Here is a 19,555-nt window from a genome sequence, read left to right as displayed (position 1 = left end):
TATCCTATAGAAACTTGCTCAGACAACAGAAATTTATAGATTTTTATAAAATCTGAAAAAGTGTATAGAAACTAAAGTCGACTGACAGATGATTCCGGGATCTAAGAGCGTGGACACAGCATCACTGGAATTGGCTTCGCCACCGCCGCCCTCGACCCAGGCCAGCACGGTTTATGACCGGCTGCGGGAGGATCTGTTGTCCGGGCGGCTCGAGCCGAGCCGGAAACTCCAGATGCGTTTCCTGACCGAGCTGTATCAGACCGGTCAGACGCCGCTACGCGAGGCGCTCAACCGGCTGACCGCCGATGGTCTGGTCGAGTGCCGCGAGCAGCGCGGATTCTATGTCGCAGATATCAGCCGCAGCGAACTGGCCGAACTCACCAAGACCCGCTGCTGGGTCGAGAGTCTGGCGCTGCGGGAATCCATGGCGGCCTCGACGCCGCAATGGGAGGAGCAGCTTTTGCTCGCGCAACATCGCCTCGGGCGAACCCCGCGCTCGCTCAATGCCGAACACTTCGAAGACAATCCGGAATGGGAGCGACTGCACCGCGTCTATCACCGCACCTTGATCGGGAATTGCGGTTCGCAGTCCCTGATCGCGTTCTGCGGACAACTCGCCGACCAGCTCTACCGCTATCGGCGCCTGTCAATCCGCAAGGCTTTCCCGTCACGCCATGTGACCGACGAGCATCAGGCGATCATGACTGCTGTTTTGAGCGGTGACGCGGACCGTGCCGTGGATCTACTCACCGCGCATTACAGGCAGACCGCTGAAATCATTCTCCAGGACAAGCAGATCTTCTCGGAACTGCACGAGGGCGAAGACGCTGCATCGTAGCGAGCGGCGCATGGCAGGCGGCAACTAGGCATAACTCTCGTCGCAGGTTCCAGTGCGTCAAAGAGCCCGCTTCATGGCGCACGTTTTCATGTTGAAATGCCGCAGTTCAGCAATGGAGTGGAGCGATGGTGCAGTCCATCAAGACCTTCCTGATGTTCGAAGGCCGCGCCGAAGAGGCGATGAATTTCTATGTCTCGCTGTTCGGCGATGCGGCCATCACCCAGTTGACGCGCTATGGCGCGGGCGAGCCCGGCCCCGAGGGCTCTATCCATCAGGCGCATTTCACCATCAAGGGGCAGTCCTTCATGTGCATCGATAGTCCGGCAAAGCACGGTTTCACCTTTACACCGTCGATGTCGCTGTTCGTCGATTGTGACAATGCCGCGGAAGTCGACCGGCTGTTCGCCGGTCTGTCGGAGGGCGGCCAGGTGATGATGCCGCTCGATGCCTATCCGTTCAGCCCGAGATTCGCCTGGGTGACGGACAAGTTTGGCGTGTCGTGGCAGTTATATCTGCCTCAGAGCTGAGCACGCAGCCGAGCGGATCCCTGTTGCAGGTGGGAAAACAGTGCGGGCATGAAAAAGGCCTCGCGACGTATGCAAGGCCTTGGCAACATGTCTGCAAGATTTGGTAGCCAGAAAATTTGGTAGCGAGGAGTGGACTCGAACCACCGACCCCAGGATTATGATTCCCGTGCTCTAACCAACTGAGCTACCCCGCCACGGCATCCGGAGGGGACAAATTGTCCCCCGGCGAATGCGCGGCATATAAGAAGTCGGGGGACTCGATGTCAAGCAAGGCGACGTCTGAAATCACTGCCTGAAATCGATGTTCCTGCCACCCGGCCGCCGATTTTGGGGCCGGGCCGCTATCGTCGCCCGATCAGGCACTTAGGACCGGCTTCAGCCGCCGTCGAAGGCCTTCTTCAGGGCGGCCAGATCGAGTTTCACCATGCCCATCATGGCGGTCATGGCGCGCTTGGCGCCCTCGCCATTCTCGCTGGCAAGCATTTCAGTAAAGCCGTTCGGCACGATCTGCCACGGCACGCCCCAGCGATCATTCAGCCAGCCGCAGGCATTTGCCTTGCCGCCATGGGCCAGGAGGGTGTCCCACAGCCGGTCCACTTCGGCCTGATCGTCGCAATGGATCGTGAAGGACACGGCAGTGCTGAACGTGGCGGGGCTGCCGCCGTTCAGGCCGATGAAGCTCTGGCCCGCCAAGGTAAAGCCGACCACCAGCACGTCGCCGGCCTTGCCGCCGGGATAGTCGATCGGGGCGCGCTGCACGCGATCGACGGACGAATTGGGCAACAGTGAGCAGTAGAATCTGGCGGCCGCTTCGGCCTCGTTCACGTACCAGATGCAGGGTGAAATCTTCGACATCGTCGTGTCCTTTCTCGCCGGCGTATCGTTCAGGTCGCCATCGCAGATTGCGCGGCGGCCATGTCCATCCACATCACTTCCCAGATGTGACCGTCGGGGTCCTCATAGCTGCGGCCATACATGAAGCCGAAATCCTGTGTGGGTGTCGGATCGGCGCTGCCGCCCGCACCTACGGCCTTCTTCACGAGACCATCGACCTCGTCGCGGCTGTCGGCGGAGACGCAGATCAGCACTTCGCTCGACGTCTTCGCGTCGACGATCTTCTTCGATGTGAACTGGCGATATTTGTCGTGCGTCAGCAGCATCGCGTGGATGGTGTCGGAGAACACCATGCAGGCGGCGGTGTCGTCGGAGAATTGCGGGTTTTTGGTCGCGCCGACCGCTTCATAGAAGGCGACCGCGCGGGGCAGGTCGCTGACCGGCAGGTTGACGAAGATCATTTTGCTCATCGGATGGCTCCTGTGGGTATACGCTCTGGGTGTTCTCTTTGGTGACTGTCGCGCATAGGACGCGTGGGCCCGCCGCGATCCGACATCACAGACAAAATTTTCTCAGTTATTTTTGCAGGCGGAATTTCTTGTCCGCCGCGATCAATATGTTAGCCGGGCGATCTCCGCGTGCAGACGGAATGTCGCATGGCTCATCCTGATTGCGAATTGCGGCGGCGGTGAAATCATCGTTGATTGCCAAAGACGCAAGACGCGTTCGCAGCCTGGTTCGAAACATGTCCTTTTCTTGGGTTTGTTCCGGGCTAGACTGAACGACAATAAAAATACAGCCGGTCCGGGCATCACCTCCGGAATCGCAGAGGGAGAAACACATGTTGCAACGCAATCGCCTTGCCTTGTCCGCTGCTGTCGCGCTCGCCGCGGCCGCCACCATGTTCGGTGGTGCAGCCCGGGCGCAGGACTATCCGACCAAGCCGATCACACTGATCGTGCCATGGCCCGCCGGTGGCTCCACCGACATCTCGATGCGCGCGATTGCGGACGCGGCATCGAAACATCTCGGTCAGCCGATCGCCGTCGACAACAAGGGTGGCGGTGGCGGCACGGTAGGCCCGGCCACCATGGCAGCCGCCGCGAAGCCGGATGGCTACACCATCTCGCAGATTCCAATCACCGTGTTCCGCCTGCCGCTGATGCAGGACGTGTCGTGGAATCCGGACAAGGATTTCTCCTACATCATCCATCTCACCGGCTACACGTTCGGAATCACCACGAATGCGGAGTCGCAGTTCAAGACCTGGAAGGACGTGGTCGATTTTGCCAAGGCCAATCCCGGCAAGGTGACCTATGCGACGCCGGGCACCGGCACGTCGCTGCATGTCGGCATGGAGCAGATCGCCGCCATGGCCGGCATCAAGCTGACGCAGGTGCCGTTCAAGGGCGGCGCTGAAACCAACGCTGCGGTGCTCGGCAATCACACCATGCTGCAGGCGGATTCCACCGGCTGGCGGCCGCTGGTTGATGCCGGCAAGCTGCGTCTGTTGATGGTGTGGACCGACAAGCGGTCGCCGAATTTCCCGGACGCGCCGACGCTGAAGGAAAGCGGCTATCCGATGGTCTATGACTCGCCGTTCGGCATCGCCGGGCCGAAGGGCATGGATCCGAAGATCGTCGCAAAGCTGCATGACGCCTTCAAGAAGGCCATCGAGGATCCCGCCGTCATCGCGACGCTGGCGAAATACGACATGGTGCCGAACTACAAGAACACCGAGGACTACAAGAAGTTCGTGGTCGAGGTCACCAATTCCGAGCGCAAGGTGATCGAGGGAATTGGGTTGGGCAAGAAGCCGAATTGATCGTCGAATAACGACGTCAGGCGCATGCGATGGGGTCCATCGCATGCGCCTTCATTTCATGTCGATGTCCCGGGACAGAAACGATGACTGACCAAACCCGCCCGCCATTCCGGCTCAACAATTCAGAACTCTGGACCGGCGTGCTCGGCATTGCGCTTGGCGTGTTCGTCATTCGCTCAGGCCTCAAGCTGAAGCTCGGCACCATCAACGATCCCGGCTCCGGCTTCATGCTGTTCTATATTGGCCTGCTGATGTGCGCTTTCGCCGTCACCATCATTCTCGCTTCGGTAACCGAAGGCGGACCGACCTTTGGCTCGCGATGGGAAGGCGCAAGCTGGGGCAAGCCGGGCGCGATCATCGTCATCCTCTCGGCCTATGCTTTCGCGCTCGAACCGCTGGGTTTCCTGATCTCGACCATTCCGTTGATGCTGCTGCTGTTGCGCGTGATCGATCCCGTGCGCTGGACGCTGGCGATTCCGCTCGCGGTGCTGGCGCCTGTTGGTGTGTGGTGGGTGCTGAAGCGCGGCCTGCTGATCCAGTTGCCTTCGGGCATGTTTGAAATCGGCTGACGGGAAACACAGATCATGGATGTTCTCGTCAATGTCATGCACGGCTTCGGCGTCGCGCTGCAGCCCGTCAATATTCTCTACTGCTTCATCGGCGTCTTCATCGGCACGCTGGTCGGCGTGCTGCCCGGCATCGGGCCGATCTCGGCGATGTCGCTGCTACTGCCGGTGACGCTGTCCGGCACGCCGGAGTCCGGCATCATCATGATGGCCGGCATCTATTACGGCTCGATGTATGGCGGCTCGACCACGTCGATCCTGGTTAACATTCCCGGCGAGGCCGCCTCCGTCGTCACCTGTATCGACGGTCACCAGATGGCGAAGCAGGGCCGTGCCGGCCCGGCGCTCGGCATTTCCGCGCTCGGCTCCTTCATCGCCGGCACTTTCGCGCTGGTGATGCTGATGCTGGTGGCGCCGTCACTCGCCTCGGTCGCCATTGCGTTCGGTCCCGCGGAATATGCCAGCCTGATGGTGCTCGGTCTCGTGGTGCTGACCTTCCTGACACAAGGCTCGATGGCCAAGGCGCTGCTGATGGCCTGTATCGGCATCGTGCTTGGCCTCATCGGCCTCGACAGCATCACCGCGCAGCCGCGGCTGACCTTCGGCCGGATCGAACTGATCGACGGCATCGGCCTGGTGCCCGTGGTGATGGGTCTGTTCGGGCTCGGCGAGGTGCTGCTCAACACCGAGCAGGTGATCAAGCGCGACATCATCAATGCCAAGATCACGCAGCTTCTGCCCAACAAGGAAGACTGGAAGGCCAGCGCCGGGCCGATCGGACGTGGCACCATCCTCGGCTTCTTCCTCGGAATCCTGCCGGGCGGGGGTGCCGTGGTGGCGTCATTCGCGTCCTATGCGCTGGAGAAGCGGCTGTCGAAACATCCGGAGCGCTTCGGCCATGGCGCGATCGAAGGCGTTGCCGGACCTGAGGCCGCGAACAATGCGGCAGCAGGCGGTGCGTTCATTCCCTTGATGACCCTCGGCATCCCGCCCAACGTCGTGATGGCGCTGCTGCTCGGCGCTTTCGTCATTCACGGGTTGCAGCCCGGCCCGCTGCTGATCACGCAGAACCCCGGCCTGTTCTGGGGCATCGTTGCCAGCATGTATATCGGCAACCTCATGCTGCTGGTGCTGAACCTGCCACTGATCGGCATGTGGGTGAAGCTGCTGAAGCTGCCGTACAATGTGCTGTTCCCGCTGATCATCCTGTTCACGATCATTGGTGTCTATTGCAGCAGCAACAATGTGTTCGACGTCTATGTCATGATCGGCTTCGGCGTGATCGGCTACTTCATGCGCAAGTTCGGCTATGAGCCCGCGCCGCTGGTGCTGGCCTTTGTGCTTGGTCCGCTGCTGGAGAACAATCTGCGCAAGTCATTGATCCTGTCGCAGGGCAATCTCATGACCTTCATCGAGCGGCCGATCTCGGCGGCCTGTTTGCTGCTGGCAGTGGTGCTTCTGATTGCGCCGCTGTTGCCTGCACTGCGTCGGAAGCGCGAGATGGTCGCGCTCGACGAGGGCGCGTAGCCGGGGAGCGCTCGCATGGACACCGAACTGGCCAGAACATTCCTTGCGGTTGTGAGCGCCGGGAATTTCGTGACTGCGGCGGAGAAGCTGCATGTCACACAGTCCACGGTTAGCGCGCGGATCCAGACACTGGAGCAGTTGCTGCGCGTGACGCTGTTCGTCCGCAACAAGGCCGGGGCGACGCTGACGCCAGCCGGCCGCCAGTTTCAGAAACACGCGTCCACGCTCGTGCGAACGGTGGAACATGCGCGGCAGGACGTCGGCATTGCGAAAGGCTTCAGCGGTACGCTGACCGTCGGCGGTCGCATCGGGCTGTGGGAGGAGCATCTGCTGCACTGGCTGCCGCTGATGCGCGCGAAACATCCGGATATCGCGATCCGCGCCGAGAGTGCCCTCGAACCCGAATTGATGCAGGGCCTCGTCGAAGGCCGGATCGATATCGGCGTCATGTATACGCCGCAGAGCCGGCCCGGTCTCAAGGTCGAGCAGTTGTTCGATGAACAGCTCATTCTGGTCTCGACCAGCTCGCACAGTGCGCCGGAGCCGCAGCCAGGTTACGTCTATATCGATTGGGGTCCGGAATTCTATGCGCGCCACATGGCGCTGTTTCCGGATTTCGCCGGGCCATCGCTCACTGCCAATATCGGCTGGCTCGGGCTGCAGCATGTGCTGGAGAATGGCGGTTCCGGATATTTTCCGCGCCGTATCGTTGCACCCCAGCTGAAGGCTGGTCGGCTGCATGCCGTCGTCGATGCGCCGGAATTTTCGATGCCAGCCTTTGTCGTCTATCCCGGCGATCGCGACGATGCGATCATCGCCGAAGCGGTCGCACTCATGCATCGCCTCGCGCGTGACGCGGCCAACAAAAAGCCCGCGCCTGCAGGGCAAGCGAGGGCACCAAAACGTCCAGCAAGGCGGACGTGATACTGCTCAGGCGCGGCTAGGCGCCGGACGGATATCCCGATGTCGCAACGATGGCCGCGATCTGATCGGCGCTATGCCGGGAACGCTTGGTGACTGTCAGGCGTGCGATGATCGCCGCAGCAAAGGCGAACAGCGCGAGAGCGACCGATACGTCGGGGTGGATGATCGTTTTCATGGTCGGCTCCTGCATCATCGAGGGGCGGCATCGCTCTTCGGGTTCGTTCGAGCCTAGGACCGCCATGAATTTTGACAAACGAATATTATTGATGCTTGCAATCGAGTTTATCGATTTGAAACCGACTCAAGCCGAATGACGTCGCAATCGGCTTGCACGACGTCGCTCTGCTGCGCTTTCGGCACGCCGTTCAGGTCGCACCAGATGGTTAGCAGGGCTCCGGCATCGCCGTCAGTCCGCCGATCGAAGGAGATCGCTGCAAGAATGATATGACCACGCGCGCGCACAGCCGTCCGCGTTGCGCGTGATTCAAACTCCGTGTGGGAAACAGGATATCGCGATGTGCGATGAGACAGAGCGGGCGATCGACGTGATCGCAAGCGTGCGCGTTGCATTGGGACAAGGCAGCCGCGCCGAACGCATGTGATGGGATGCAATTGATTCAATGCGAGGGCGAACAACGCGAGCCCGACAAATATCAGCCCCAGATTCGTCCGATTAAAGATTCACGCTCCGGCGAAATGAATTGGGGGCTGCATCATGGCGTTTGTCGGACCTGAATTTCCCATCAACAGCACGACTGACTTCGGTCAGGCCTATTCGGCACAGACCACGCTGCCTGATGGCCGCATGATGGTCGTCTGGGGTTCAGAGCTGAGAGATGCGGATGGCTTCACCAGCGGCTTCGAATTGCGCGGTCGCGTATTCGATGCGGAAGGTGTGCCAGCGGAATCCGATTTCGTCATCGCAACCGTCTCGCCGCGCAACATCATCTTGCCGACAATCGTCACGCTTGCTGATGGTTCCGCTCTGGTCTCCTGGGGCGAGTTCGCATCCGACACGGCTTCCGACATCCATACACGCATCGTCACTGCCGATGGCGTGAGCGGCCCCGACGTCATCGTCAATACGACGCCGACGGCGCTGGGGCAGCCCGGCCCGAATGCCAAGACGCTGGCCGATGGGCACATCCTACTGACCTGGACCTCGAACGAGGACTCTTCTGGCGGCACGAATCCGTATCCGCTCGAGATTCGTGGTCGCATCCTCGATGCGCATGGTACGCCTGAGGGCGCCGACTTCATCGTCAATAGCGATCTCGCCGGCAGTCAGCTCGGTGGGAATGCGATCGCGCTTGCGGATGGGCGCGCGCTGGCGTTCTGGACCGACCTCTCCCCGGATGCCGGCGCCCATGTCGAGGGCCGTTTTGTCAACAGCGACGGAACATCGACGTCGCCGGACTTCTCGCTGCTGCCTCTATCCAGCACGGACCAGAGCGGCGTGTCCGCCGCCGAACTCGCGGATGGGCGTATCCTGCTCACATGGACGCAGCAGCAGGTCGGTACATTTTCAAACGATGTGCATGGCCGGATTCTGAATGCCGATGGGTCCGTGGGTGTATCGGACATCATCATCAACGCGTCGAACGACGCTTATGCCAATTCTCCTGTGGTAACCGCCTTGCCTGACGGCCGCGCGCTGGTGATTTGGGAGGGCAGCGATTTCAGCGCCGGGACCAACGGCATTCTCGGTCATATCGTGAATGCCGATGGATCGGTGACCGGACCGGATTTCGTGGTCAATTCTGCGACTGACAATGTCGACGCGCTGCCCAGCCTGATCTCGTTGGAGAATGGAGAATTATTTGCGACGTGGACAGCCTATGTGCCGTCCCTCGGGTCCGATGACATCCACGGCCGCATCATGTCGTTCAACACGATCACCAATGGTACGCCGGGCGCTGACGTGCTGCCCGGCACGGCGGATAACGATATCATTCACGGCGGTGACGGTCGGGACACGATTCATGGTGCGGCGGGAAACGACGTCCTGCATGGCGATGGCGGCAACGACTTTCTTTACGGCGATGCCGGCAATGATTTTCTGTTCGGTAGCGATGACGACGACCGCATGTGGGGTGGTGAGGGCAACGACATTTTCGTCGGCGGCAAGGGCGGCGATGCTTTCGCGGGTGCGTCCGGCATCGATACCGTGCGCTACGAGACATCGTCTGCCGGTATTCATGTCGATCTGACGCTCGGTACGGGCAGCGGTAGCGATGCCGCCGGTGACAGTTTCAGTTCGATCGAGATCGTCATTGGTAGCCGCTTCGATGACACGTTGAACGGCGATGGCGCGGCCAACATGTTATCAGGCGGCGGCGGCAAGGACGTTCTCGACGGCCGAGACGGCAATGACACGCTGGATGGTGGCGAAGGGAACGACGCGCTGACCGGCGGCGCGGGCAATGACATTCTGCATGGCGGTGCCGGCAACGATCAGCTCTGGGGCAATGCGGGCGAGGATATCCTCGCCGGCGGTGCGGGTGCCGATGTTCTTGCCGGTGGCGCCGGAGCCGATCGCTTCGTATTCACGGCGGTCACTGACAGCACGCCCGGCGTGATGGATCGGATCACGGATTTCGGCACCGGGGACCGGATCGATCTTTCGGCGGTCGATGCCGATAGCAATGCTGCGGGCCAGCAGGCCTTTGCCTTTATCGGCGGCGCCGCCTTCGGGCACATCGCGGGACAGTTGCGCTATGCCGATCACCTGCTGCAAGGCGACGTCAACGGCGACGGCAGCGCCGACTTTCAGGTCCATGTCAATGTGGTGAGTCTGAAGGCAAGCGACTTCATCCTTTGACCCTGGGAACGGCATGCATTCGCGATGCGAAGGCAAAGGATCGATTCTGCCGTATGAGTGCTAACCCTACGCTGCTGTCGGCGTCCGCGACGTGACGCCCGGCATCAGTTGGAACGGCTGCTCGATCACGATGCTCGGGCAGCCCAGTGATGCCGCGACCTGGCTGGTCGAGGCGACCACGGCATGGTCGATCTGCGAGCCGGGGATCTGGGCCACGATCAGCTGCGCGATACAGAGCTGGTTGCAGCCGCGCAGGTCGAGATCGACCCGATAGACAAACAGCGCATGGACGATATCGCGCCGGTCGCGGATCACGATCAGCCCGTTGTCGCCGCCGTCGGCATCGGTTCGCCGGCGCACGAAATCCAGCCATGCATCCAGTGTAACGCTGGCATCATGCAAATAGACGAGCGGATAGGCGGCTCGGGCGTCTGCCCAAGTCATTGGTTGCGCCTGATATTCCTCATTCATCGCCGGATTCCCGCATGGCCTGCAAAATTGGCGGGGATGGGCTGGTCCGGCATTGATATGGGTCAAAGCGTCCACGATTGATCCATGTCAAATGGTGTAGAGTGATTTTCAAGACCTGCCACATGTGACCAAACCAGAAATGGACAGTGCCATGACCTTCGCGGAACCAGCGGCCGAGATCTGTGCCGGAGAGCGCGACTGCAGGCATGGCCGCAGCACCAACGGCTGCGACGATTGCAAGGTGCGCCTGTTCAGCGTCTGCGGCGCATTGGAACCGGCGGAACTCGACGAGCTCGATCGCCTCAGCCAGGTCAAGAATTTCCCGGCCAAGGCCATGCTGTTCGATCAGGGCGCGTTGGCCGGTAGCGTGTTCAACGTGACCGAAGGCATCGTCCGGCTCTACAAGTCGCTACCTGATGGCCGTCGCCAGATCGTCGGCTTCGCGCTGCCCGGTGACTTCCTCGGACTTGCGCTGATGGACCGCTACGGCGTCGCCGCCGAGGCCGTGACGTCGGTGCGCGTCTGCCGTTTCTCCCGCGCCCAGTTTCTCAGCTATGTCGATGGCAAGCCGCATCTCTTGCGTCGCCTGCATGAATTTGCCGGCCATGAGCTCTCGCTCGCGCAGGACCAGATGCTGCTGCTCGGCCGCCGCACCGCCGACGAGAAGGTGGCCGCCTTCCTGCTGAATTTGCAGGCGCGCTATGGCCGCATCGGCTCGAAGTCGGTCAACGTTCCGCTGCCTATGAGCCGGCAGGACATTGCTGACTATCTCGGCCTGACCATCGAAACTGTCAGCCGCACCCTGACCAAGCTCGCCAAGGAAAAGACCGTTGTCGTGGTGCCCGATGGCGTACGGCTGCTGTCCACCGACCGGCTGGATCAGCTCGCCGCGGCGTAATGCGGCGCTGCATTTTGATGCAGCTCAAGGAGAGCGTGTCCTGCCGCGCTCACACTCTTCTCCGTCACTCAAGGAGAAGAGATATGCCTTTCGACAGTATGCTGGTCGCCGCCGCCGTGGTCACGATGTTCGTCTGCTTCGCCCTGCCGCTGGCCTGGGTCTCGCGCCGGACCTTCGGGCAATCCTGAGCCTGCAGCGGACCGCTCGGCGCCTCGCAAACAGCTGATTTGTCTTTCAAAACATGCCATGAGTCCTGACCCCGGCGACGGTTGCGCCGCTTTAGGGCTCTTGGTGTGCGAAGGAGAACAAATGGCTGCTCATGTGAGTCCGCTGGCCGGCAAAACCATCGATCCATCCCTGCTGGTCAACGTGCCGCGGCTGGTGACGGCCTATTTCGCCGGCAAGCCGGATCCGTCCATCCCCGCCCAGCGCGTCGCCTTCGGGACCTCCGGCCATCGCGGCTCCGCTCTCCACAATTCCTTCAACGAGAACCACATCCTCGCGGTCAGCCAGGCGATCTGCGATTACCGCAAGGGCGCCGGCATCGACGGTCCGCTGTTCATCGGCATCGACACCCATGCGCTGGCTGAACCGGCGCTGGTCAGTGCGCTGGAAGTCTTCGCCGCCAATGGCGTGCATGTGCGGATTGACCAGGACGACGGTTATACGCCGACGCCGGTGATCTCCCACGCCATCCTCACCTACAACAAGGGCCGCTCGTCCGGTCTGGCCGATGGCGTCGTGGTCACGCCGTCGCACAACCCGCCGGAAGATGGCGGCTTCAAATATAATCCGCCCAATGGCGGCCCGGCTGATACCGACATCACCGGCATCATGGAGAAAGCTGCCAACGGCTTCCTCGAGAACGACATGGCCGGCGTCAAGCGCATCCCGATCGCGCGTGCGCGCAAATCCGAATTCGTGAAGCGCTACGATTTCATCACGCCCTATGTGACCGACCTCGCCGATGTCGTCGACATGGAGGCGATCCGCGCATCAGGCGTCAAGATCGGCATCGATCCGCTCGGCGGCGCGGGCGTACATTACTGGCAGCCGATCATCGAGCGGTACAAACTGGACGCAACGATTGTGAATACCGCGATCGATCCGACCTTTCGCTTCATGACGCTGGACTGGGACGGCAAGATCCGCATGGACTGTTCATCGCCCTATGCGATGGCCAAACTCATCGGCATGCGCGACCGGTTCGATGTCGCTTTCGCCAACGACACCGATGCCGACCGCCACGGCATCGTCACCCGCACCGGCGGCTTGATGAATCCGAACCACTATCTCGCGGCGTCCATCGACTATCTGTTCGCGCACCGGCCGCACTGGCGCAAGGATGCGGCGGTCGGCAAGACCATCGTCTCCAGCGCCATCATCGACCGGGTGGTGGACAAGCTCGGCCGCAAACTGGTCGAGACGCCGGTCGGCTTCAAATGGTTCGTGAGCGGTCTCGTTGACGGCTCGTTCGGCTTCGGTGGCGAGGAAAGCGCCGGCGCGTCGTTCCTGCGCAAGGACGGCACGGTGTGGACCACCGACAAGGACGGACTTATCTTGGGCCTGCTCTCTGCGGAGATCACCGCGGTGACCAAGGAAAATCCGAGCCAGCGCTTCGAGAAGCTCACGCAGGAATTCGGCGTGCCCTATTACGAGCGCATCGACGCCGCGGCCACGCCCGAGCAGAAGAATGTGCTGAAGAAAGTCACGCCGGAGCAGATCGGCATGACCGAGCTCGCCGGCGATGCGGTGACCAAGACCGAGAGCAAGGCGGCCGGCAACGATCAGTCCTTCGGCGGCATCAAGGTCTCGACCGCCAATGGTTGGTTCGCTGCGCGGCCGTCCGGCACCGAGGACGTTTACAAGATTTATGCGGAGAGTTTCCGCAGCGCGGATCACCTCAAGCAGATTCAAAGCGACGCGCAGGCGGCAATCTCGAAGGTGTTTGCGAAATAGCTCGTCATTCCGGGGCGCTCGCTCTTGCGAGCGAACCTCAGCCACTCCAGTTGGAGTGGCGGGGAATCTCGACGTGTTCTTCACCTCTCTCCACCCCGGACCTAAGAGGGCGATGAACACATCGGGATTCCGGGCTCCGTCCCGCCGCCTGCGGCGTCGATCCGTCCCCGGAATGACAAAGGTGTGGCCTAATGCCCGCTCGTCCGCCACCGTAGCAGTCGCTGCTCGATCATCGACATCGCCAGCGCAGTCACATAGCCGATCACGCCGAGCAGGATCACGCCGGCAAATAGATCTGCCGAGCGAAACGCGCGTGCCGAGAGCAGCACCCAATGGCCGAGGCCGTCGAGCCCCGCGAGGATTTCGCAGACCACCGCCAGGATCAGCGACACGGTCAGGCTCAGACGCATGCCGGAGATGATGTCGGGGCTCGCAGATGGCAGAGCTATCTTGAAGATCACCGCGAGGCGCGACATGTGCAGCGAGCGCGCGACCTCATAGAGACGCGGCTCTACTGCGCCGAAGCCGTGAACGGTCGCAAGCAGCATCGGCCAGATCGCGCCGAAAGCGATGACGAACAGCGCCATGCCCTGGGTCAGCCCGAACAGAGCGATGGCGACGGGAATGATCGCCGATACGGGCAGTGGCCGCAGGAACTCCAGCGACGGGGCGACATAGCTGCGCATCGCCCTGGACGAGCCGATCATGGCGCCGAGTGCGATGCCGACGACCGATGCCACCAGCCAGCCATAGAACATGTGTTCGAGGGTGCCGATTGTCTTGTCCAGCAACGTGCCGTTGCTGAAGCCGCGCATCAGCGCGGCCCAGGCCCGGTCGGGGCCGGGCAGGAACACCGGCGAGACCAGTTTCAGATTGGCGATCAACTGCCACAGCGCGATCAGGCCTGCAGCAACGGCGAAGCTGGCAAGGCGCCAGAGGGTGAGTGCCCAGTTCATCGGACCTCTCCCGCCAGCGCTGCGGGGCCAAACAGATGCTGCTGCGCTGCCAGCAATCCGGCATTGAGCGCATAGCCGATCAGGCCGATCCACAGCAGATAAGCGAGCATCAGGTCCGGCCGCAATGCTTGCTGCGCAATCATGATTCCGGCGCCGAGCCCGATGGGATTGATCGCGATTTCAACCGTGACGGCAACGATCAGCGCGATGCCTGCGGCGAGGCGGAAGGCGAGAAAGATGCGCGGCAGTGCGGCGGGAATGATGATCTTGCGGACGCGGTCGCTTGGCGACAGCCGCAGCGCGCGGGAGACTTCGATCAGTCGCGGCTCGATGCTGCGCACCGCAGCGCGGCTGAGAATGAGGATTGGCCAGACACAGGCAAAAGCGACGATCACAATTTCCATGCGATAGCCGAATCCGAGCGCGATCAGCGCGATCGGCAGCAGCGCGATGGAAGGGATCGGCCGCAGGGATTCGATGGTGACTTCCATCAGCCGATCCAGCGGCTGGAAGATACCGAGTGCAATTCCGAAGAACAATCCGATGGCGCCGCCGACCACGAGGCCGGCAAAGGCCGAAGCCAGCGTGTCGCGCGTCGCCGCCAGGATGGAGCCGTCGCCGAACGCCTGAAACAGCGCCAGCACCACGGCGCTCGGTGGCGCCAGCGCGTCGCTGTGGATATCGACGGAGCGTGCCCAGGCTTCCAGAATGATGAGCAGGCTCATCGGAAGGATCGCCGCTTTCAGGCGTTCGGATCTCATGCTTCCGATGCCTTGATGAAATCGAACAATTCGCGGCGCAGGCGCAGGAATTCCGGGTTCTCGCGCGTGGTCAACTGATCGCGGGGGCGCGGCAGGTTTATCGGAAGATCGATGCCGATACGGCCGGGATGCGGCAGCAGGCCGACCACGCGGTCGCCCAGATAAATGGCTTCTTCGAGATCATGAGTGACGAAGATCACCGTGGCCTTGCTGGCATCGAGCAGTGACAGGACCTCGTCCTGCAGACCCTGCCGCGTCATGGCATCGAGCGCGCCGAACGGCTCGTCCATCAGCAGTGCTTTCGGTTCCTGCGCCAGACATCGTGCGATCTGCAGCCGCTGCTGCATGCCGCCGGACATCTCGGCAGGATATTTCGCGGCGTGATTAGGCAGGCCGACCTTCTTCAACAGTTCGTCGATGCGCGCCGGGCGCTGGGCCTTGGGCATGCCGATGGTTTCCAGCGCCAGCGCGACATTTCCGGCGGCGGTGCGCCATGGCAGCAGCGCCTTGCCGTAATCCTGGAACACGATGGCGACATCGCGCCGCGGCGCGCGCATGGGTTCGCCGTCGAAGCTGACATGTCCGGATGTCGGTTGGTACAGGCCGGCCGCGAGGCGCAGCGCCGTGGTCTTGCCACAGCCGGAGGCGCCGATGATGCAGAGGAATTCGCCGGGCTTCACGTCGAGGCTGACGTTTTCGATGATCGTCTTGCCGCCGAGATCCAGCGTGACATGGGAAAACGCGATCTGCGACTTTTCGAGCTCGGCCGACGGGATGTCCTTGCGGAGGGCAATGGATGTCATCGCACTCAATCTCCCTGTCCGGGCGGATAGACGAAAGCGAGCGTCGAGTGCAGATGCGACGTCAGCATGGCCTGCGCAGGACCGGTTTCGCGCGCAAGCACGCGATCGGCCAGAAGCTGATGGGCTGCGACAAAGCGGCTGCCGCTGTCGAAGCCGCGCATCATCACCCTGCGGTAGCGATAGGCCTGATCGTAAAGCTCCGAATGCGCCGAGAGCAGGCGCTTCGAATTGCAGGCCGCCAGCAATGCGGTGTGAAATCCCTTATGGAGTTTGTCGAAATCCGGCGCGCCTTCGCGGAATTCATCGCCGGTCCGGTCGATATGCCTGCGCATCTGGTGAAGCGCGCCGAGGATGCCAGCCTCCCAGGCATCGTCGCCATGTTCGATGGCCAGCCGCAGCGCCTCCATCTCCACCACGCTCCGCATCCGTGTGATGTCGGCCAGATCCTCTCGGCTGATGTCGGCGACGCGAAAACCGCGCTGGCCGATGCCGATAATCAGGCCGCGTGAGATCAGGCGCGACAGTCCTTCGCGCATCGGCGTGGCGCCGATCTCGTAACGCTGCACGAGATCGACGATGCCAAGCCGCGTGCCTGGCGCGAGATTGCCGGCAATGATGTCATGCTGAAGCAGTGTCGCTGCACGCTCGCTCAACGTATCCGAGCCGGATACATCGATTGTATTGCTAAGGGGCTGGCCCGCCATTCAGTTCGACCTATTTCAGAATCAGTTTGTTGAGATCGAGCCTGGTCTCCAGCATTTTCTGCGAGGACATGACGTCGATCCACCATGCCAGTTGTTCGGGCTTCAGCACCGGCTCCGATTTGTTCGGCGGCGATGCCTTCACCAGTTCGATGGTCTGTTTGGTGAATTTGGCGATTGCGGCCGAAGTCTTGTCTTTGTCGCTGTTCACGATCGCCGCCCCTTCGGCGATGGCAGCACGAAATTTCCTGACGGTGTCGGGATTCTTCTCGGCCCATTCGCGCGAGGCCGCATAGAAGATGATCGGCTCCGTGCGCTCGAGCTCCGACGCATAGCGTGCGCCGATGCTGCCGCTGCCGGTGGCCAGCATGCGCGATACCGTCGGCTCGGCGGTCAGCACGGCATCGACACCGCCGGACTTGATGATGTCCGGCATGGTCGGGAAGGTCACTTCGACGAAATTGACCTTCCTGGGATCGACACCCTTGTCGACCAGCCATTTGACGAACAGCACGTGAAGAAACGCACCGAGGCCCGGTGCGCCGACCTTCTTGCCGATGAAATCCTTTGGCTCCTTGATCGTGATGCCGTTACGCACGAAGGCGGTGATATTGGCGTTCGATGTCGGGCTCATCACCGTTGCACCGGCAACCGCGACGAGATCGAGGCCGCCGTCGGCAGCCTGCAGGAAGACGGTGGAGGTCGGGCCGCCGATCTGGATCGAGCCGGACAGAATGGCCGCCGGGATATTGGAGTTGATGCCGATGGGGATCATTTCGGCATCGAGCCCGTGCTTCTTGAAGATGCCTTCATCGACCGCGACCATCGCCGAGGCGCAGTCCGTTGTTGCAGTGCAACCTATCTGAAGCTTGGTCTGGGCATGCGCGGTGCCCGTCACTGCGAGCGTGGCCAATAGGGCTGCCACCGTCCACTTGGTCATGGTCGTCTCCCTCACCCGAGCATTTTTCGATCGTGACAATCTTTGCGATCGCCTCTTGTTTATCGATATTTTTTTTGATCATATATTTTATCGAAGAACAAGCAAGTGGGAGACGCCAGTGAAGCTCGCGACATTTCGTGCCGGCGGTCAGCAGGATGGCCAAGCCAGGGTCGGTATCGTTCACGCCAATGACGGCAGACTGTTCGATCTCGCCAGCGCCGCGGCCCGCGACGGCGGCAATCCGGCCTTCGACTCGATGCTGGCGTTGATCGATGCAGGTGAGGCTGCACTCGATGCGGCGCGCAGTGCCTTCGAGAAACACGGGAGTGACGCCTCGCTGTCCGTGAACGTCGCAGGCACAGACATTCTCGCGCCATTGCCCGAGCCACGGCAGATGCGCGATGGCATGTCGTTTCCGCTGCATATCCGGCAGTCGCCGCGCGGCCAGTTGAAACTGGCTGCCCGTGCGAAGGGTGACATGGAAGAACTGGCGCGGCTGGAAGCCGAGCCGCTCGGCGAATTGCCCGAAGTCTATCGCCGCCAGCCGATCTACTACATCACCAACCGCTTCAGCGTGCGCGGTACGAATACGACGGTGAAGTGGCCGCGCTACAGCAAGGTGATGGACTACGAACTCGAATTCGGCATCGTCACCAAGACCAGGGGCGCGAATATTTCTGCGGCCAAGGCGAAGGATCACATCTTCGGCTACACCATCTTCAATGATTTCTCGGCACGCGATGCGCAGCGGCTCGAGATGGAAGGTCGCCTCGGTCCGGCCAAGGGCAAGAGTTTCGATGGCGGCAATGTGCTGGGCCCGTGGATCGTCACCCCCGACGAGATCGGCGATCCCTACAGACTGAAGATGGAATGCCGCGTCAACGGCAAGGTGCGCTCGTCCTCGACCAGCGAGGGCATGCTGTTCTCCTTCGAGGAGATCATCGCCCATGTGACGCAGGACGAGACGCTGATGCCCGGCGAATTCATCGGCTCCGGCACCGTCGGCAACGGCTGCGGCCTCGAACTCGGCTGGTATCTCGAACACAATGACGAGATCGAACTCGAGGTCGAGAAGATCGGCGTCTTGAAGAACAAGGTGGTGCGGCAGGACGTGTGAGGCAGCGTCGTCACGTTGCTACGCATCCACCTCATACTGTCATTCCGGGGCGCTCGCTCTTGCGAGCGAACCCGGAATGACGAACAGAAATAAGAAACCCCGAGGAAACGCCATGGCCCGCAAACTCATCGATATCTCCGTTCCCCTGCAGAACGACGTTCCCGCCGATCCGCCGGGCAATCATCCCACCATCAATTATGTCGATCACCAGCAGGGCCTGCCGCGGATGCTGCAGTTCTTCGACGGGCTGAAGGCCGAGGATCTGCCGGACGGCGAGGGCTGGGCGGTGGAGCTGGTGCAGCTCTCGACTCACAACGGCACGCATCTCGACGCGCCCTATCACTTCCATCCCACCATGAATCGCGGCGAACGCTCATGGACCATCGACGAAGTACCGCTGGAATGGTGTTTCCAGCCGGGCGTGAAGCTCGACTTCCGGCATTTTCCGGACGGCTATGTCGCGACGGCCAAGGACGTCGAGGACGAGCTCAAGCGCATCGGCCATACGCTGAGCCCGCTGGAGATCGTCGTCGTCAACACATCTGCCGGCGTCAAATACGGTCAGCAGGATTACGTCATCTCCGGCTGCGGCATGGGCTATGAGGCCACCATGTATTTGCTGGAGCGCGGCGTGCGCCTCACCGGCATTGATGGCTGGAGCTGGGATGCGCCGTTTGTCTACACAGCGAAGAAATATGCCGAGACGAAAGATGCGAGCCTGATCTGGGAAGGCCACAAGGCCGGCCGCCACATCGGCTATTGCCATCTTGAGAAGCTGCACAATCTCGAACAACTGCCGTCGACCGGCTTTATGGTGTCGTGCTTCCCGGTGAAGATCGAGAAGGCATCGGCGGGCTGGACAAGGGCGGTGGCGATTATTGATGAGTGAACCACGCTGTCATTCCGGGGCGCTCGCTCTTCGCGAGCGAACCCGGAATCTCGACATGTGACTCTCATATTGAGATTCCTGTATCTGTCGATCTGTCACGCGCATAGTGACGGCAGGCGGAGATAGCCCGTTAGATTCCAGGCCCGATCGGCCGTAACCCGGCATGGGCATCTCGCCTGTTTTGTCTGATCGAACAGT

The 19,555-nt window shown here is 61.4% G+C and carries 20 protein-coding genes and 1 tRNA gene; 11 read left to right on the top strand and 10 right to left on the bottom strand.

Annotated elements, in window-relative coordinates; all coding sequences use genetic code 11:
• Positions 1 to 109 precede the first annotated feature (109 nt).
• Both A4A58_RS00115 and A4A58_RS00110 read left to right on the top strand, forming a co-directional pair.
• Positions 110 to 838, top strand: coding sequence for a GntR family transcriptional regulator (locus A4A58_RS00115; RefSeq protein ID WP_244499611.1), 729 nt, complete (start codon positions 110 to 112; stop codon positions 836 to 838).
• A 125-nt stretch (positions 839 to 963) separates the two neighbouring features.
• Complete coding sequence (locus A4A58_RS00110; RefSeq protein WP_068728706.1) at positions 964 to 1,365, top strand: VOC family protein; 402 nt, start codon at positions 964 to 966, stop codon at positions 1,363 to 1,365.
• Between the two features lie 117 nt (positions 1,366 to 1,482).
• On the opposite strand, the gene A4A58_RS00105 is transcribed toward A4A58_RS00110, so the two are convergent.
• The 3 genes from A4A58_RS00105 to A4A58_RS00095 form a co-directional block, all read right to left on the bottom strand.
• Positions 1,483 to 1,559, bottom strand: a tRNA-Met gene (locus A4A58_RS00105).
• 181 nt (positions 1,560 to 1,740) lie between these two features.
• On the bottom strand, positions 1,741 to 2,220 hold the full coding sequence (locus A4A58_RS00100) for a VOC family protein (protein WP_068730336.1): 480 nt from the start codon (positions 2,218 to 2,220) through the stop codon (positions 1,741 to 1,743).
• 29 nt (positions 2,221 to 2,249) lie between these two features.
• Positions 2,250 to 2,669, bottom strand: coding sequence for a VOC family protein (locus A4A58_RS00095; RefSeq protein ID WP_068728704.1), 420 nt, complete (start codon positions 2,667 to 2,669; stop codon positions 2,250 to 2,252).
• Positions 2,670 to 3,100: 431 nt separating this feature from the next.
• On the opposite strand from A4A58_RS00095, the gene A4A58_RS00085 reads away from it, so the two are divergent.
• From A4A58_RS00085 to A4A58_RS00070, 4 genes are all read left to right on the top strand, one after another.
• Positions 3,101 to 4,024 carry a tripartite tricarboxylate transporter substrate binding protein gene (locus A4A58_RS00085; RefSeq protein WP_068730335.1) on the top strand — a complete coding sequence of 308 codons (924 nt, stop codon included), beginning with the start codon at positions 3,101 to 3,103 and terminating at the stop codon, positions 4,022 to 4,024.
• Between the two features lie 83 nt (positions 4,025 to 4,107).
• A complete protein-coding gene (locus A4A58_RS00080; protein WP_068728701.1) occupies positions 4,108 to 4,593 on the top strand; it encodes a tripartite tricarboxylate transporter TctB family protein in 486 nt (161 codons plus the stop codon).
• Between the two features lie 15 nt (positions 4,594 to 4,608).
• Positions 4,609 to 6,117, top strand: coding sequence for a tripartite tricarboxylate transporter permease (locus tag A4A58_RS00075; protein WP_068728699.1), 1,509 nt, complete (start codon positions 4,609 to 4,611; stop codon positions 6,115 to 6,117).
• 15 nt (positions 6,118 to 6,132) lie between these two features.
• Entirely contained in the window at positions 6,133 to 7,041 is a 909-nt protein-coding gene (locus tag A4A58_RS00070; RefSeq protein ID WP_068728697.1) for a LysR family transcriptional regulator, read from the top strand.
• A 16-nt stretch (positions 7,042 to 7,057) separates the two neighbouring features.
• Here A4A58_RS00070 and A4A58_RS30650 read toward each other — a convergent pair whose 3' ends face one another.
• Complete coding sequence (locus A4A58_RS30650; protein WP_158005626.1) at positions 7,058 to 7,216, bottom strand: hypothetical protein; 159 nt, start codon at positions 7,214 to 7,216, stop codon at positions 7,058 to 7,060.
• A gap of 540 nt (positions 7,217 to 7,756) precedes the next feature.
• Between A4A58_RS30650 and A4A58_RS00055 the strand changes: the two genes are divergently transcribed.
• Positions 7,757 to 9,862 carry a calcium-binding protein gene (locus A4A58_RS00055; protein WP_068728689.1) on the top strand — a complete coding sequence of 702 codons (2,106 nt, stop codon included), beginning with the start codon at positions 7,757 to 7,759 and terminating at the stop codon, positions 9,860 to 9,862.
• A 66-nt stretch (positions 9,863 to 9,928) separates the two neighbouring features.
• Here the strand turns inward: A4A58_RS00055 and A4A58_RS00050 are convergent, their stop codons facing one another.
• On the bottom strand, positions 9,929 to 10,306 hold the full coding sequence (locus tag A4A58_RS00050) for a hypothetical protein (RefSeq protein WP_139069761.1): 378 nt from the start codon (positions 10,304 to 10,306) through the stop codon (positions 9,929 to 9,931).
• A gap of 178 nt (positions 10,307 to 10,484) precedes the next feature.
• Here A4A58_RS00050 and A4A58_RS00045 point away from each other — a divergent pair, with 178 nt between their 5' ends.
• A complete protein-coding gene (locus A4A58_RS00045; protein WP_068730334.1) occupies positions 10,485 to 11,231 on the top strand; it encodes a Crp/Fnr family transcriptional regulator in 747 nt (248 codons plus the stop codon).
• A gap of 309 nt (positions 11,232 to 11,540) precedes the next feature.
• Positions 11,541 to 13,190, top strand: a complete 1,650-nt coding sequence (pgm, locus tag A4A58_RS00040) for a phosphoglucomutase (alpha-D-glucose-1,6-bisphosphate-dependent) (RefSeq protein WP_068728683.1) — start codon at positions 11,541 to 11,543, stop codon at positions 13,188 to 13,190.
• A 188-nt stretch (positions 13,191 to 13,378) separates the two neighbouring features.
• Here pgm and A4A58_RS00035 read toward each other — a convergent pair whose 3' ends face one another.
• The 5 genes from A4A58_RS00035 to A4A58_RS00015 are packed head-to-tail and all read right to left on the bottom strand — an operon-like array spanning position 13,379 to position 17,351.
• Entirely contained in the window at positions 13,379 to 14,146 is a 768-nt protein-coding gene (locus A4A58_RS00035; RefSeq protein ID WP_068728680.1) for an ABC transporter permease, read from the bottom strand.
• Positions 14,143 to 14,907 carry an ABC transporter permease gene (locus tag A4A58_RS00030; RefSeq protein ID WP_068728678.1) on the bottom strand — a complete coding sequence of 255 codons (765 nt, stop codon included), beginning with the start codon at positions 14,905 to 14,907 and terminating at the stop codon, positions 14,143 to 14,145. The genes A4A58_RS00035 and A4A58_RS00030 overlap by 4 nt, the downstream gene beginning before the upstream one ends.
• On the bottom strand, positions 14,904 to 15,710 hold the full coding sequence (locus tag A4A58_RS00025) for an ABC transporter ATP-binding protein (RefSeq protein WP_068728674.1): 807 nt from the start codon (positions 15,708 to 15,710) through the stop codon (positions 14,904 to 14,906). Before A4A58_RS00025 ends, A4A58_RS00030 begins: the two co-directional genes overlap by 4 nt.
• A gap of 5 nt (positions 15,711 to 15,715) precedes the next feature.
• Positions 15,716 to 16,414 carry a GntR family transcriptional regulator gene (locus A4A58_RS00020; protein ID WP_068728671.1) on the bottom strand — a complete coding sequence of 233 codons (699 nt, stop codon included), beginning with the start codon at positions 16,412 to 16,414 and terminating at the stop codon, positions 15,716 to 15,718.
• A 10-nt stretch (positions 16,415 to 16,424) separates the two neighbouring features.
• Positions 16,425 to 17,351 carry an ABC transporter substrate-binding protein gene (locus tag A4A58_RS00015; protein ID WP_068728669.1) on the bottom strand — a complete coding sequence of 309 codons (927 nt, stop codon included), beginning with the start codon at positions 17,349 to 17,351 and terminating at the stop codon, positions 16,425 to 16,427.
• Positions 17,352 to 17,469: 118 nt separating this feature from the next.
• On the opposite strand from A4A58_RS00015, the gene A4A58_RS00010 reads away from it, so the two are divergent.
• Together A4A58_RS00010 and A4A58_RS00005 are read left to right on the top strand one after the other, a co-directional pair.
• Positions 17,470 to 18,468: a fumarylacetoacetate hydrolase family protein gene (locus A4A58_RS00010; RefSeq protein WP_068730333.1), complete on the top strand. Its 999-nt coding sequence runs from the start codon at positions 17,470 to 17,472 to the stop codon at positions 18,466 to 18,468.
• Positions 18,469 to 18,580: 112 nt separating this feature from the next.
• Positions 18,581 to 19,357 carry a cyclase family protein gene (locus A4A58_RS00005; protein WP_068728664.1) on the top strand — a complete coding sequence of 259 codons (777 nt, stop codon included), beginning with the start codon at positions 18,581 to 18,583 and terminating at the stop codon, positions 19,355 to 19,357.
• The last annotated feature ends 198 nt before the right edge of the window (positions 19,358 to 19,555 follow it).

It is taken from the genome of Tardiphaga robiniae, from assembly GCF_001618955.1.
Taxonomy (GTDB): domain Bacteria; phylum Pseudomonadota; class Alphaproteobacteria; order Rhizobiales; family Xanthobacteraceae; genus Tardiphaga; species Tardiphaga robiniae_A.
The sequence above is the reverse complement of the archived record's forward strand: the minus strand, read 5'-3'. Positions and strand labels throughout refer to the sequence as shown.